General features: G+C 51.0%; 10 protein-coding genes and 2 rRNA genes (1 of these 12 running past the window's edge). 7 read left to right on the top strand and 5 right to left on the bottom strand.

What is annotated here, in order from left to right:
* Nucleotides 1–295: 295 nt before the first annotated feature.
* The 3 genes from METLU_RS0118890 (at nucleotide 296) to METLU_RS0118880 (ending at nucleotide 5,021) form a co-directional block, all read left to right on the top strand.
* Complete coding sequence (locus tag METLU_RS0118890; protein ID WP_027159587.1) at nucleotides 296–2,521, top strand: primosomal protein N'; 2,226 nt, start codon at nucleotides 296–298, stop codon at nucleotides 2,519–2,521.
* Between the two features lie 76 nt (nucleotides 2,522–2,597).
* Nucleotides 2,598–4,358 carry an arginine--tRNA ligase gene (gene argS, locus METLU_RS0118885; RefSeq protein WP_027159586.1) on the top strand — a complete coding sequence of 587 codons (1,761 nt, stop codon included), beginning with the start codon at nucleotides 2,598–2,600 and terminating at the stop codon, nucleotides 4,356–4,358.
* A gap of 3 nt (nucleotides 4,359–4,361) precedes the next feature.
* Nucleotides 4,362–5,021 carry an SPOR domain-containing protein gene (locus tag METLU_RS0118880; protein WP_027159585.1) on the top strand — a complete coding sequence of 220 codons (660 nt, stop codon included), beginning with the start codon at nucleotides 4,362–4,364 and terminating at the stop codon, nucleotides 5,019–5,021.
* A 43-nt stretch (nucleotides 5,022–5,064) separates the two neighbouring features.
* Here the strand turns inward: METLU_RS0118880 and METLU_RS0118875 are convergent, their stop codons facing one another.
* Nucleotides 5,065–7,455, bottom strand: coding sequence for a Lon protease family protein (locus METLU_RS0118875; protein ID WP_027159584.1), 2,391 nt, complete (start codon nucleotides 7,453–7,455; stop codon nucleotides 5,065–5,067).
* A 255-nt stretch (nucleotides 7,456–7,710) separates the two neighbouring features.
* Here METLU_RS0118875 and lnt point away from each other — a divergent pair, with 255 nt between their 5' ends.
* The 3 genes from lnt (at nucleotide 7,711) to METLU_RS28085 (ending at nucleotide 11,064) form a co-directional block, all read left to right on the top strand.
* Nucleotides 7,711–9,279 carry an apolipoprotein N-acyltransferase gene (gene lnt, locus METLU_RS0118870; RefSeq protein WP_027159583.1) on the top strand — a complete coding sequence of 523 codons (1,569 nt, stop codon included), beginning with the start codon at nucleotides 7,711–7,713 and terminating at the stop codon, nucleotides 9,277–9,279.
* A gap of 331 nt (nucleotides 9,280–9,610) precedes the next feature.
* Complete coding sequence (locus METLU_RS29015) at nucleotides 9,611–10,711, top strand: triose-phosphate isomerase family protein (protein ID WP_027159582.1); 1,101 nt, start codon at nucleotides 9,611–9,613, stop codon at nucleotides 10,709–10,711.
* A 182-nt stretch (nucleotides 10,712–10,893) separates the two neighbouring features.
* Nucleotides 10,894–11,064, top strand: a complete 171-nt coding sequence (locus METLU_RS28085; RefSeq protein ID WP_155920633.1) for a hypothetical protein — start codon at nucleotides 10,894–10,896, stop codon at nucleotides 11,062–11,064.
* A gap of 175 nt (nucleotides 11,065–11,239) precedes the next feature.
* Here the strand turns inward: METLU_RS28085 and METLU_RS25850 are convergent, their stop codons facing one another.
* Both METLU_RS25850 and METLU_RS28080 read right to left on the bottom strand, forming a co-directional pair.
* Nucleotides 11,240–11,500, bottom strand: a complete 261-nt coding sequence (locus METLU_RS25850) for a transposase (protein ID WP_196806564.1) — start codon at nucleotides 11,498–11,500, stop codon at nucleotides 11,240–11,242.
* A 560-nt stretch (nucleotides 11,501–12,060) separates the two neighbouring features.
* Nucleotides 12,061–12,189, bottom strand: coding sequence for a helix-turn-helix domain-containing protein (locus METLU_RS28080; RefSeq protein ID WP_155920631.1), 129 nt, complete (start codon nucleotides 12,187–12,189; stop codon nucleotides 12,061–12,063).
* A 248-nt stretch (nucleotides 12,190–12,437) separates the two neighbouring features.
* On the opposite strand from METLU_RS28080, the gene METLU_RS0118840 reads away from it, so the two are divergent.
* The gene (locus METLU_RS0118840; RefSeq protein ID WP_027159580.1) at nucleotides 12,438–13,349 is read left to right on the top strand and encodes an SDR family oxidoreductase; all 912 of its coding nucleotides are present in this window, start codon (nucleotides 12,438–12,440) and stop codon (nucleotides 13,347–13,349) included.
* Between the two features lie 52 nt (nucleotides 13,350–13,401).
* Here the strand turns inward: METLU_RS0118840 and rrf are convergent.
* A 5S ribosomal RNA gene (gene rrf, locus METLU_RS0118835) occupies nucleotides 13,402–13,517 on the bottom strand.
* 97 nt (nucleotides 13,518–13,614) lie between these two features.
* Nucleotides 13,615–14,966, bottom strand: a 23S ribosomal RNA gene (locus tag METLU_RS0118830); it runs 1,542 nt beyond the window's last position.

Genomic DNA, 14,966 nt, shown 5'->3' with positions numbered 1-14,966 from the left:
TCGGCTTAAAATCAAGCAAGCTAAAAAACTCTATAAAAAACGGCCATTAAGCTGAATTAGAAACTGGTTACCCACAGAGTTATCCACAGCTTTTGTGGATAACTAATCTGCTGAACCATATAAATTAAGACTGATTACAGCAGAAACCGGAAATAATGCAGTCATCGATGACTGCAGGGAGGCAGGAAATAGGTAAAAAAACGGCTCCTGCATTTTCGATATGCGCCACATCCATGTGGCTTAGCAGCGCAGGGAGCAGTTGCCGAACAATAACTATAAAACCCATTTAACCACTATGCCTAAGTCGCACCGTGGGAGCGAACTGATTTTCAGAGTCGCCATTCCCGCGCCTTTTTATCGATTGTTTGATTATCTGGCCCCCGCTCAAACCGGCCCTGGTCCCATATTGCCTGGGGTGCGCCTGGAGGTACCCTTCGGTAAGGGCAGCAAAGTCGCTTTTCTGATTGCAATAACGCAACACAGCGAATTCGATAACAGCAAATTAAAACGGGTCACACGCATTCTGGACGAAGAACCGTTACTATCAACCAAAGACTTGCGCCTGCTGCACTGGGCCAGCAGCTATTATCATCATCCTTTGGGCGAAGTCTTCAGCGCCGCCTTTCCGGTCTCGCTACGCCAGGGCAAACCGGCCGAATTGCATGCACAGAAACGCTATGCCCTGACAGAGCAAGGCAAAGCGATCGACAACAATCGGTTGAGCCGCTCGCCCAAACAGAAAAGCGTCCTGGAAAAATTTCAATGTCATACCGGCAGCCTGTCTGAAACCGAACTGTCATTATGGAATGAAAACTGGCGGCCGGCGGTGAAAGCCTTAATCGATAAGCAACTGCTAGAGATCAGTCAGCCCGAAGCCACACCCAACGCCGGCTCACTGGTTCGCGACAGCGCACTGCAATGCAATCCGCAGCAGCAGGCGGCTATTGACGCCGTCTGCGAGTCTCTTGGGCAGTTCGGTGTTTTTTTACTCGAAGGCGTGACCGGCAGCGGCAAGACGGAAGTGTACATGCAGATTATCCGGCGCGTGCTCGAACGCGGCCAGCAGGTGCTGGTCCTGCTGCCGGAGATTACGCTCACGCCGCAGGTTGAAGAACGATTCCGGCAGCGCTTTGCCGTCACCATTGCCGTATCGCATTCCAAGCTGACGGACGGGCAGCGGCAAAACGCCTGGCTCCAGATGCAGAAAGGCGTCTGTTCGATCCTGCTGGGCACCCGCTCGGCATTATTCACGCCGCTGAAAAATCCCGGCCTGATCATTCTGGATGAAGAACATGATGCCTCGTTCAAGCAGCAGGAGGGCTTTCGTTTTTCGGCGCGCGATGTCGCGGTCGTGCGCGGCAAGCTGCTGAATGTTCCCGTTTTGCTCGGCTCCGCGACGCCGTCGCTGGCCAGCCTGCACAATGTCGACCAGCGCCGTTACCGCTTGCTGCATCTGCCGGAGAGAGCCGGCAACGCCACGGCGCCGGTCCTGCAATTGCTCGATATCCGCAACAAACGCATTCAGGAAGGCTTGTCCGAGGCACTGATTGAGGACATCCGAAAAACCCTGGCTCGAAATGAACAAATACTGCTGTTCCTGAACCGTCGCGGTTATGCGCCAACCTTGATCTGTCATGGTTGCGGCTGGGTTGCACGCTGCCGGCGTTGCGATGCCAATCTGGTCATCCATTACGATGAAAGTTTGCTGCGCTGTCATCATTGCGGCCAGGAACAGCCATTGATCCATCGATGCATGGCCTGCGAGACCGGCGAACTGACGCCGCTGGGTCTTGGCACCGAACGCGTCGAAAAAATACTGGCCATGCTGTTTCCCGATCGAACCATCGTGCGCCTGGACCGCGATTCGACTCAGCGCAAGGGCTCGCTGGAAAACTATCTGCAGCAGATCAATCAGGGCCGCGTGGATATCATTCTGGGCACGCAGATGCTGGCTAAAGGCCATCATTTTCCGAATGTGACGCTGGTGGCGATCCTTGATGTCGACAGCGGCCTGTTCAGCATCGATTTTCATGCGGCCGAAAAACTGGCGCAGATGATCGTTCAGGTTTCAGGCCGGGCCGGACGCGCTGAAAAGCCCGGCCGAGTGATCATGCAGACCCGCAAGCCCGATCATCCTTTGCTGACGACATTGATCAGGCAAGGCTATAGCGATTTTGCCAGAACGGCATTGGCAGAGCGCAAAGAGGCTTCATTACCGCCTTTCAGTTATCAGGCCCTGCTGAGGGCGCAGGCCCTGGACAGCCAGATGCCGCCTTTGTTTCTGGAGGCGGTCGGCAAACTGGCTCGGCAATACAGTCAGGGACATATCCATATTTTGGGCCCGGTCGCGGCGCCCATGACCAAGCGCGCCGGCCTTTACCGTTATCAATTGCTGTTTCAGAGCGCAAGACGCCAAGACTTGCATGTCTTGCTCGACGGTTTGATGCCGGAAATTGAAAAACTCAAGCAGGCCAAAAAAGTGCGCTGGTCGCTGGATATCGATCCGGTAGACTTGTATTGATGTTGTTTGAATGGATAATGAGGTGATTTTCATGGATAATGTGCCCCTCATGTGACTTACTTACCGCAATGAAGCAATGAAACAAAAGATAGAGGCACTTATCCTGCAAGCCGTTGAAACACTGAAAAATCAAGGTGTTCTGAGTCAGGAAATTACCCCGCGCATTAATATTGAACGTAGCCGCGATCCGCAACATGGCGACTTTGCCTCAAATCTGGCATTAACCCTGGCAAAGCCTGCAAAATCAAATCCCAGACAACTGGCCGAACAAATCATGGCCGCGCTGCCTCAGCATGAAGCTATTACCAAGATTGAACTGGCCGGCCCCGGATTCATCAATTTTTTTGTCAATGCCAACGCCCAGTATCAGATTATCAGACAAATTCATGACGAAGGTCCCGGTTTCGGATTGAGTCATATCGGCGCCGGTAAAAAGGTTCAGGTTGAGTTCGTTTCCGCCAATCCGACAGGACCGCTGCATGTGGGCCATGGCCGTGGCGCCGCTTATGGCTCGGTCGTTGCCGATCTGCTGCAGGCGGTTGGCTTTGACGTGCACCGCGAATATTATGTCAACGATGCTGGTCGCCAGATGGATATTCTTGCTACCAGTATCTGGCTCAGATATCTGGAAGAGTGCGGCGAGGTCGTCAATTTCCCAAGCAACGGCTACCGCGGCGAGTATGTGCGCGATATTGCCTGGGATATTCATAAAAACGCCGGCAATGAATACCGCAGACCGGCAGAACTGGTGTTAGAAAACATACCGGCCGACGAGCCGCACGGCGGCGATAAGGAAGAACATATCGATGCGCTGATCGCCAGAGCCAAAACCCTGCTCGGACCGTCGCTGTACCGGGACCTCTTCCAGGTCGGCCTGAACAATATTCTGGAAGACATCAAGCTTGATCTGCAGGAATTCGGTGTCGAGTATCAGGAATGGTTCTCGGAACGTCAGTTAATGGATGACGGTTCAGTGGAGCAAGCGCTGGAACGCCTGCGTGCCGGCGGTCATCTGTATGAACAGGACGGCGCGACCTGGTTTGCATCGGCCAAGCTGGGCGATGAAAAAGACCGGGTGGTGGTCAGGGAAAACGGCCAGACCACCTATTTCGCTTCCGATATCGCTTACCACATGAATAAGCTGGACCGGGGCTTCGACCACATCATCAATATCTGGGGCGCCGATCACCACGGTTATATTCCCCGGGTCAGGGCGGCCATGACCGCACTGGGCGCCGATGAATCCAAACTGAACGTGTTGCTGGTGCAGTTCGCGGTGCTGTATCGCGGCGAGGAAAAAGTCCAGATGTCCACGCGTTCCGGCGAATTCGTCACGTTGCGGCAGTTGCGCAGTGAAGTCGGCAAGGATGCGGCGCGTTTCTTTTATGTCATGCGCCGGTCGGAACAGCATATGGACTTCGACCTGAAACTGGCGACTTCGCGGTCCAATGAAAACCCGGTGTTTTACGTGCAGTATGCTTATGCCAGGGTGTGCAGCGTCTTGCGGCAGCTTGATGAGAAAGACTGGGACAGAAATCTGCTGCTGGGCATGGAGAATCTGGATCAATTGACCGAAGAGCACGAAATCGATCTGGTGGGCACACTGGCGCGCTATCCTGAAGTGCTGGAACGCGCGGCGCTTCAGCATGAGCCGCACCAACTGATCCAGTATCTGCGCGAACTGGCGACCGAGTTTCATACTTACTACAATGCCCATCAATTCCTCGTTGAGGATGCCCGGCTGCGCAACGCCAGATTGAATTTGATCAGCGCCGTGCGGCAGGTCCTGGCGAACGGCTTGGGACTGCTGAAAATCAATGCTCCTGAAGCAATGTGATATATGGCCATAGATTACAAACATAGAGCAGCCCAGGGAAGAACAGCCCCGCGCGGGCAAAAACCAAACCGCCATGAAAGCGTCGGGGTTTTCAAATGGATGCTGATTACGGCGCTGATCATTGCTTTTGTAGTCTTTCTGGTTTATCTGCGTAGCACAGGCTCCAAGCAAAACGATATTCCGCAAGTCGCGCTATCGGCGGCAAAATCTGTCAAAACCGAGCCGGTAAAAAAAGAACAAGTCCAGCAAAAGAAAGCGCCCGAACCCGTGCATCAACCGCCGCGGTTTGATTTCTATACCATCCTGCCTCAAAAGGAAGTGGTCGTGCCTGATTATGAAATCAAGACGCGCGCCCGTGAAGAGCTCATCGGCAAGGTCAATAAACCTCTGGTTCCAGCAACTCAAGATATGACGAGCCAGGCTAAAGGTGCTCAATATATGGTGCAGGCGGGCTCTTTCAGGGAATTTCAGGAAGCCGATAAACTAAGGGCCAAGCTGGCTTTGATGGGTATCGAATCGCGCGTCGAGAAAGCTAAAGTCGGCAATACAGTCTGGCATCGCGTAAAAATGGGGCCTTATGCCCAAATGACCAGCGTTAGCACAATCAGGACCCGCTTGAGACAGAACGGCATCGATGTCATCGTAACCGAGTCCGGCCGCTAACCTGTGGCGCGGCTACTGGGCACGGTAGCCACGCCTGCCAAAGTCATGCCCCTCCTTCTTCTTTATCCTCATCAAGCGCCATATCAGAGATCTCCTTCAATCTGAAGATGGCCTTGTAATTAATGCTGTTTTCAGGGTAGTTGCCTTCGCTGTCTGGCGTCCCGGCCGGCTGATCGGTCAGTAACTCCAGGGTTTCATTGACATTGGACACTGCGTAAACGGCAAACAGACCCTGGGCAACCGCATCCACGACTTCCTGCTTCAGCATCAGGTTGCGTTTATTGGCGGCCGGAATAATCACGGCATGCTGGCCATTGAGGCCGCGCGCCTGGCAAAGCCGGAAGAACCCTTCTATTTTTTCATTGACGCCGCCTACAGCCTGGACTTCGCCGTACTGATTGATCGAACCGGTCACGGCAAACGTTTGCTTGATCGGCGTGCGGGTCAGCGCCGAAATAAGGCAGCAAAGTTCAGCCAGTGCCGCGCTGTCGCCGTCGATATAGCCATAGGACTGCTCGATGGCGATGCTGGCCGAGATGGCCAATGGAAATTGCTGGGCGTAACAGTGGCCCAGATACCCGGTCAGGATCATCACGCCTTTCGAGTGTATGGACTGGCCCAACTCGGCTTCGCGCTCGATGTCGACGATGCCTCGCGATCCCGGATAAACGGTCGTGGTAATGCGCGCGGGAGCGCCAAAGCTGCTGCCGCCCACTTCCAGTACCGTCAGACCGTTGATCTTGCCGATCGCCGAGCCTTCTGTATCGATCAATATCGTACCGACGAGCATTTCTTCGAGGACATCCTGGGAGAGTTTGCCGTTACGCTGCTCTCTTGCCGCTAAAGCCTGTTCGACATGCACTCTGTCAATCTGGTCGGCCTGGGCTTTACGACAGAACAGGTTGGCTTCGCCGATGATGTCCAGGGAATCATTGATGCGTGCGGAAAAATGATACTGATTTTCGGAAAGCCGGCAGCTATGCTCGATCAGGCCTTCAATAGCGGCGCGTGTGAGCGGTTTTGCGCCCGAGTCCGCAGCGTGTTGGGTCATCAGGACGGCAAAGCGCTGTATGGATTCATCGGTCAGCTGGATATAGCCGTCAAAATCGGCCAGCACTCTGAACATCTCGTTAAATTCGCTATCCAGTTCTTCCAGCAGGTAATAAATTTCGGGAGAGCCGACCAGGATGACTTTGACATTTAACGGAATCACCTCAGGTTTCAAAGTGATCGTGTTAATGCCCAATTCCGAATAAGGGGACTCGATTTCAATACGGTCCGCTTGCAAGGCGCGTTTCAGCCCTTCCCAGACAAACGGATAAGTCAGCAGTTTTTCGGCATCCAGAATCAGATAACCGCCATTGGCCCGATGGAGGGAGCCGGCACAAATCCTGCGGTAATTGGTGACCAGCGTGCCTTGATCACTGACGTATTCGATACGCCCGAACAGGTTCTGATAAATCGGATGCGATTCAAAAATAACGGGGGCTCCATTGTCCAGCTTGTAATCAACCAGGATATTAGGCGCATACAGCTCGGTCAGCATGAGCCGCTTGGTGGAAATGTCTTTCTGTTCCAATGAACGGCCCGGCATCAGATAATCGGTGATCGTGACGGCCAGATTTTTTTTGATTTCATCTAAAAACGTAACAGCGTCGTCAATATTCTGGTATTTATCGTCCAGCTCCGAAAACAGCGGCTCTATCGCCAAACTGATTGTATCGTTATCGAGTTGCTTGATTTTTTCCATCATTGACCGCCGCCACTGGGGCAGCTCGAGCAATACATCGCCCAGATATTCTTCCAGCTCTTCCACGTGTTTATGAAAAACTTCGCGCTCCGATTGCGGCAGTTGCGTAAACTGCTCTTCATCTAGTGCTTTATCGTCCTTGATAGGCGCAAAAGTAATCGAATCACTCTCTCTGAACAGGGCAATATTTAGGGACTGTGCCTTTTTGTCGACCAGATCAATGGTACTGTTATAGCGCTGGTTAAAGTGGCGTTCAATCGCGCTCTTTTTCTGCTGATAGGCAGGGCTTTCAAAGGCCGCCGGAAAAGTAACCAGCAGATTATCGATCAATCTTTCGATATCCCTGCAAAGCTCCTGTCCATGCCCGGGCGGTAATTCAACCTTGACCGGCTCCCTGGGGTTCTCGAAATTTTCCACATACGCATAGGAGGGCGGCGCGGGCAGCGTTTGCGCAATCGTATCAAGATGATTGGTAATCATGGTCAGCCGTCCGCTCCCATGTTCTCCCATCACAAAAATGTTGTAACCGGGATTGCGCATCGCGACGCCGAATTCCAGCGCCGACTGGGCGCGGGCCTGCCCTAAAATAGTAATTTGCTGCCTGGGAGCTTCCGGCAAATCGATATGCGTCAAATCGATATTTAATTTCAGCGATTCAAGTGGAAGCTTTAACGTAGTTGACATGGATAAAAATAACGTCCGAAGAGTTGCAAGGGAATCGGCGATTTTACCATGTTGTACAGCAATTCCGACAAGCCTGAAACAGGTATGTCTGCAAGGCATCCTGAAAAATCCCTAAAGCGAATAATTTGCCGACACATTTAATAATATTGCATAAAAATTCATAGATAATAGGCTATTTGGCAGGATAATTCCCGCCCATCGACAACGTCTGCTTTATGCACTTACATACAATAAGACTTCTCACTAAAAATTAATATGATTGATATTTCAGCAAACAAAATCCGCTTATGGTTTCTACCGATCCTGTCCGGTATTTTTATAGGCACCAGTTATATTCCTTTTCCGCCTTGGGCCTCTTTATTCTGTTTTGTGCCGTTGTGGATTTTCTGGAACCGGCAAAACAGCCTGAAAGGCGTTTTCCTAGGAGGATTGCTTACCTCTTTCATTTTTACGCTAATTGGTTTTAATTGGGTCACTTATCTTTTGCATGAATTTGCGCATCTGGACTGGCCCATAGCCGTTCTTGGCATGTTGCTCTATGCTGTGATCGCGCACTTGTTTGTCCCTGTGGCGGGCGTGTTGTGGTTTTTGGGGCAGCGCAAGTTCGCCTGGTCGGAACAACTTTCGCTGGTATTGATGGCATTGATTACTATTTTATGCGAAGCCTACTCGCTGACCTTGTTTGACTGGAATTTCGGCTATTCCTGGTACGGTGCCGGCGTACCCGTTTACCAATGGGCTGAAATGATAGGCTTCAGCGGCCTCAGTGCACTTACGTTATTTTGCAACCTGCCGCTTTATATTGCTTGGCAAAAGCGCAGGCAGGCCGCCGGTAAAAGAATTTTGATGACCGTAGTCTGGGGGTTTGTCTTGTTGAATGCCGGCGGTTTTTGGCTTAAAAACAGGCTCCCTGAGCCGGACGCCTCTTTTAAAGCGTTATTGGTTCAAGCCAATATCGGCAACTCCGAAAAGCTCGCCGCCGAACTGGGCAAAGGCTATAGCCAGGAAATACTCAGACGCTATACCGATCTGACTGATCAGGCACTCAAAACAACAGAAACAAAAATCGATTTTGTACTATGGCCTGAAACAGCCTTTCCGGCACTGTTGGGAGAGGACTTCAAATTCGATGCGCATCCTGCTCAACTAAGCAAGTTTATTCATGAGCGTGAGCTGCCGCTGATTACCGGGGCCTATAGCGTTGACAGAGCCTCACGGTTGATTACGAATTCGCTGTTCGTGCTGGATAAAACCGGAGAAATAGTACCGCCTCATTACAGCAAATCCATCTTGCTGGCTTTCGGCGAATATATTCCCGGTGAGCAATTTTTCCCACAGATTCGCGATTGGCTGCCGCCGACCGGGCATTTTGCACGCGGTCAGGGCCCTACTACCTTATTGCACTGGAATGGCTATAAGATGGGGCCGCAAATATGCTATGAAAGTCTTTTCCCCGCATTCTCGCGCTCGTTGGCTGAACTGGGCGCTCAGTTCATCGTCAACGTTACCAATGACGCCTGGTACGGAACCTGGCAGGAACCTTATCAACATATGTATATGACGCTGGCGCGAGGCGTCGAATTTCGAAGGCCCGTACTCAGGGCGACCAATACAGGCATTTCGACCGTATCGTTGGCGTCCGGCGACATTCTGCAGCGCTCTCCGCTACACCAAGCTTGGGCCGGTGTTTACGAAGTCCCTTATCTGACAAATCCTCCAGCAACTTTCTATCAACAATGGTTCTGGCTAGTGCCTCTCCTGCTTTGGACGGCACTGCTTGTACTAATCGGCATAGGCATCCGTGACTGTTATAAAAAACAATGAGGTTTGCTCAGTCTGTTCAACTATTTCTTGCTCTACAGGAACGGTAAGGTGTAATGTTCGGGATGGTGAGAAAACACCCGATACTTAATAATTAGCATTAATGAAAGAAAAGTCAGAGACACTCTATTACAGAATAAGAAACAAAATGAGGTTCTTCGTGCCGCTATATATACCGGCTGAGAATTTTTCCGGACGGCCTTAAAACAGGCGGATTTTCACAGCTGGAGAAATGCCGTATCGCAACTTTACTGATAGCACAAGGCGCTTTATTAATAGGGTAAGGGGCTACCTCATACGGAAATTAATATTGGACTAAAAGGTACAAAAAATCATGAAGAAAACGGCAGATCCAAACCCAAAGGTATATAGGAATTATTTTCGCCAAAGAACAGCAAATCAATGGCATAAAATCGAAGCAGAAGTCGGTATTCCCGGAGCGATCAGGCCGTTTCTGGCCGGTAATTGGAAAATGAATATGATTCCCCTGTCAGGCGTCGCCCTTACGGCAAGAATCTTGGATATTTGCCGCGGAATAAGAGACGTTGATATAGGCCTTGCGCCTCCTCACACAGGGCTTTCCACTCTCGCCGATTATATTAAACCGGATTTTCTCCGAACAGAATATGGTTTAGGCAGAAACGTATTTCTGCTGGCACAAGATACGTTTTTTGAATCTAAAGGGGCATTTACCGGCGAAATTTCGCCCGAGATGCTGGGAGCCATCGGTGTCGATCGCGTCATAATTGGTCATTCGGATCGCAGAGCCAACCTTGGAAAATATTATGGATTTGCCTCCAGTGTTGCCAGGCGGCTGACAGACGGCTTTCTTTCCGACAAATTGAAAAAACTGAAAGCAAAAGACGGTGCCGATGCTCAAGTTATAGCGGCTTTGGAGTATCTGGCCGCCAAAGAGAATCATGACCTCCTGACCGGGCTAACCCGGTTTTTAGAAGAAGAATTAAGAGAGCGAGCCGGAGAAAGCGATCAATCCATTCAGCTAAAAATCCAGGCCGCACTGGGCCAAGGGCTACAGGTCATCCTTTGCTGTGGTGAGAACAGAGAAGCCAGACTTGCAAATGAAACTTTCAGCTTGTTGGATCGGCAATTACGAATGGCGTTTGAAGTCGTCTCGCCCAGGGCCGTCAGCGAAGTAATTATCGCTTACGAACCGGTATGGGCTATCGGTGAAGGAGCAAAGCCTGCCACATTAGAACAGATAAAAGAAGTACATGACTTCATTAGAAATCTGATCATGGACCTGTATGGCGAACAAATCGCTTCAAACATCAGAATCCTTTACGGCGGCAACGTGAAACCCGACAATATTGCCGACATCATGAATATTGCCGGCGTCGATGGCGCTCTGGTAGGAGGGGCGAGTTTAAAAGCCAATGATTTTGCTTCAATAATAAGATTTGGCTTAAATACTTAACATCATTAACATAGCAAAAAAGTGAGGGCTTATGCTCTAAGTCTCACTATTCCGGGTATTTTTTCTTAAATGCTCTCTTTGCTGACACATGAAAGAGAATGTTTTCTCATGGCCAACTAATAGGAATATGATAAGTTCTCCGGAGTCCGAATTTTATAGCGTTGAGTTTCCGGAGAAGTGCCATGTCTCACATCGCCTTAAAGGTATCGGATCGGCTAACTGCTGATGGACGGCATAACACCGCACGGCCCGAATCCGAAGACCGGGTGCGCTGCCGCATTCTGGCCATACGCCAGTTGGCGCTTGGCCATTCAGAGGCGCTTTGGCAGCAGGCCAGCAACAGCCGGCTCTGAGCCGATACTGACAGTCGACCATGCGTCCCGCGGCAAACCGAATACGACTTTGCCTACCTGTTCGAGGCAGTATGTCCCTCTATCTGATCTCAGCGGCGCTTGAGCAACCACGTCTATGCCGACATCGAGATGCTTGACGATGTCGCTGCAACTGCTTGGCTAGAACATTTATTCATTACGTAGAAACATAGCCTGAATGCCTGAAGAGATTGAGGCATTCATCAGCCTGAAACTTATCCAACAGTTTACCAATGAGTTGCCAGAGCTTATCGTGAGTGCGCTCAGCTGCTTGGCGCAGGAGCACCTTCAGTTTGGCAAAGACCTGCTCGATCGGGTTCAGGTCAGGACTGTAAGGCGGCAGGTATTGGATCGTCGCTCCGTGTGCTTCAACAATGTCCCGGACTTCCGCTACTTTGTGAGGTAAGCGGATTGTCACAGATGACGATATCGCCGGGTTTCAAGGTCGGTCCCAGTTGCGAACGCAGGTATTACTTGAAGGCTTCGCTCGTCATGGCCTGATCCAGGCACCACGGGGCCGTGAGCCGGTCGGCACGCAAGCCCAATGAAGATCAGCGTTTGCCAGAGGCCAGCAGTGCCGCATCCCGAAACAGGGCACCGCCCAACGCACGATCATAACGACGGGACGGATCATGTCCGTGGATACGCCCGTTTCAACCGGAATCACCCGTCGGAAAAACCACAACTTTTTTGCCAGGCTTGCCATTGCTCACGGGCCATCGCGACAGCCTCGCGCTGCTGTTCACTGGCGACGAGCGTTTTTTTATAGCGATAACCCAGTTTGTGCCGGATAAACTTATCGATAGCCGAAATCGAAACGCTCAGAGCCTGTTCGTGTTCCAGCCAGCTCTGCAGTTCCTTCAGTGGGATCGACGGGCTGTTCGCTAGCTGGGCTCTAATGGCGGCTTCATACGGTTCCAGCCGGGAGCATTTGTAACCGCCAAAGGATTTGCCTTGAACGTTGTCGGCCTTTTGCCATCACTGATGCACTTTGGAGACAAAGGCCGGGCTGACTTGATAGATCGCGCTGACTTCGCGCGTCGTTTTGCCGCTTTCAACCGCCTTCGCGACGCGCAGGCGCAAATCTTCTGAATGAAGGCAGGACATCTTTGGGCATGTCTGTTATCGACAAACTCAATCTTAACAACATCATTTTATTTCAAGTAATAGATAATTCTCTAGCTGATAAAGGCTCTTGTTTTTATGACATTCAGACTAATCAATAAAAATAAATGATTGAACAATTGGTATAGAAGTATCTCAAAAAAGATCAAGAATCATAACTTAGAATTGGATTTATGCTTTCTTAATATGCGCGAAGAGATTGTAAATATTTTTAAACCAGGAGAGAACTTATGCCAATAGAAAGTAAATCAAATTCCACGGATAAACAAACTCCAAATGAAAAATATCCGAAGAGCCCAATGCCCGCTCAGCACCAGGAACGTCCCGGTGTTGAAGCAGAAATGACGCCAAGGCCAAAATATCTTGCACCAAATTATAAAGGTGCAGGCAAATTAAAAAATAAAGTTGCTTTGATTACCGGAGGGGATTCTGGTATCGGTCGCGCCGTCGCCGTACTTTTCGCTCGCGAAGACGCGGATTCTGCGATTACTTTTCTTCCATCGGAGCAGATTGATGCAGAAGAAACTCAACAGCAAGTCGAAAAAGAAGGTCGCCGGTGCTTGCTAATTCCTGGTGATGTAACCAGTCCGGAATTTTGCCAAAGTGCTGTTGAAAAAACAGTTCAAGAATTCGGCCAATTGAACATTTTAGTCAACAATGCAGCTTATCAGCACAACCAAGAATCAATCGAAGAGATTTCTGATGAGCAATTTGATACAACTTTTAAAACTAATATCTATGGTTATTTTCGCATGGCGAAGGCGGCGCTCAAACACTTACAAGATGGTGATGCGATTATTAATTGCGGGTCAATTACCGGTCTGGAAGGGAATAAACACCTGATTGATTATGCTTCCACTAAAGGCGCCATTCATGCATTTACTAAATCATTGGCGCTCAATCTGGTCGAGAAAGGAATTCGCGTCAATTGCGTTGCTCCAGGACCGGTCTGGACGCCACTTAATGTCGCCGATAAACCCGCCGAACAAGTGGCTAAACATGGTGCAAATACACCGATGAAACGCCCCGCACAACCAGAAGAAGTTGCGCCGGCATTTGTCTTTTTTGCCTCGCCGAGCGACTCCAGCTACATCACCGGCGAGATTCTGACGCTGCTGGGCGGCGAGACGCGGGCGGCCTGAGCGGGGGCAAAAAAAAACCCGGGCCTTGGCGGGTCCGGGTTTTGGGATTGGCGCTTGGCAATGCCCTACTTTCGCATGGCAAACTGCCACACTATCATCGGCGCTAAGCGGTTTCACTTCCGAGTTCGGGATGGGATCGGGTGGTTCACGCTCGCTATGGTCACCAAGCAAACTGGTTTGGCAGGCGCTGTCGCCCTGCCGCATGGAAATCCGTAATACTCGCTTCAAAAGCGGTCAGTTGTTACCCAAACTGATTGGGTGTTATATGGTCAAGCCTCACGGGCAATTAGTACACGTTAGCTGCACGCATTACTGCGCTTCCACACCGTGCCTATCAACCTGATCGTCTCTCAGGGCCCTTCAGGGGACTCATGGTCCCAGTGAGATCTCATCTTGGGAGGGGCTTCCCGCTTAGATGCTTTCAGCGGTTATCCTGTCCGAACATAGCTACCCGGCCATGCCACTGGCGTGACAACCGGAACACCAGAGGTTCGTCCACTCCGGTCCTCTCGTACTAGGAGCAGCTTCCCTCAAATCTCAAACGCCCACGGCAGATAGGGACCGAACTGTCTCACGACGTTCTGAACCCAGCTCGCGTACCACTTTAAATGGCGAACAGCCATACCCTTGGGACCTGCTTCAGCCCCAGGATGTGATGAGCCGACATCGAGGTGCCAAACACCGCCGTCGATATGAACTCTTGGGCGGTATCAGCCTGTTATCCCCGGAGTACCTTTTATCCGTTGAGCGATGGCCCTTCCATACAGAACCACCGGATCACTATGACCTACTTTCGTACCTGCTCGACCTGTCCGTCTCGCAGTCAAGCACCCTTATGCCATTGCACTCATTGCCTGATTTCCGACCAGGCTGAGGGTACCTTCGTGCTCCTCCGTTACTCTTTAGGAGGAGACCGCCCCAGTCAAACTACCCACCAGACACTGTCCCTAACCCGGATGACGGGTCGAGGTTAGAACTTCAAACATACCAGGGTGGTATTTCAAGGTTGGCTCCACACCAACTAGCGTTGGTGCTTCACAGCCTCCCACCTATCCTACACAAGTAGGTTCAAAGTCCAGTGTCAAGCTATAGTAAAGGTTCACGGGGTCTTTCCGTCTAGCCGCGGGTATACGGCATCTTCACCGCAATTTCAATTTCACTGAGTCTCGGGTGGAGACAGTGTGGCCATCGTTACGCCATTCGTGCAGGTCGGAACTTACCCGACAAGGAATTTCGCTACCTTAGGACCGTTATAGTTACGGCCGCCGTTTACCGGGGCTTCGATCAAGAGCTTCTCCGAAGATAACCCCATCAATTAACCTTCCGGCACCGGGCAGGCGTCACACCCTATACGTCCACTTTCGTGTTTGCAGAGTGCTATGTTTTTGCTAAACAGTCGCAGCCACCAATTTATTGCAACCTTCGTCGGCTTCGCCCGCGAGGGACTACACCTACCAAAGGCATACCTTCTCCCGAAGTTACGGTATCATTTTGCCTAGTTCCTTCACCCGAGTTCTCTCAAGCGCCTTAGAATTCTCATCCCACCCACCTGTGTCGGTTTAGGGTACGGCCACTGATAACCTGAAGCTTAGAGGTTTTTCTTGGAAGCATGGCATC

The organism is Methylobacter luteus IMV-B-3098 (assembly GCF_000427625.1).
Lineage (GTDB): Bacteria > Pseudomonadota > Gammaproteobacteria > Methylococcales > Methylomonadaceae > Methylobacter > Methylobacter luteus.
The sequence above is the reverse complement of the archived record's forward strand: the minus strand, read 5'-3'. Positions and strand labels throughout refer to the sequence as shown.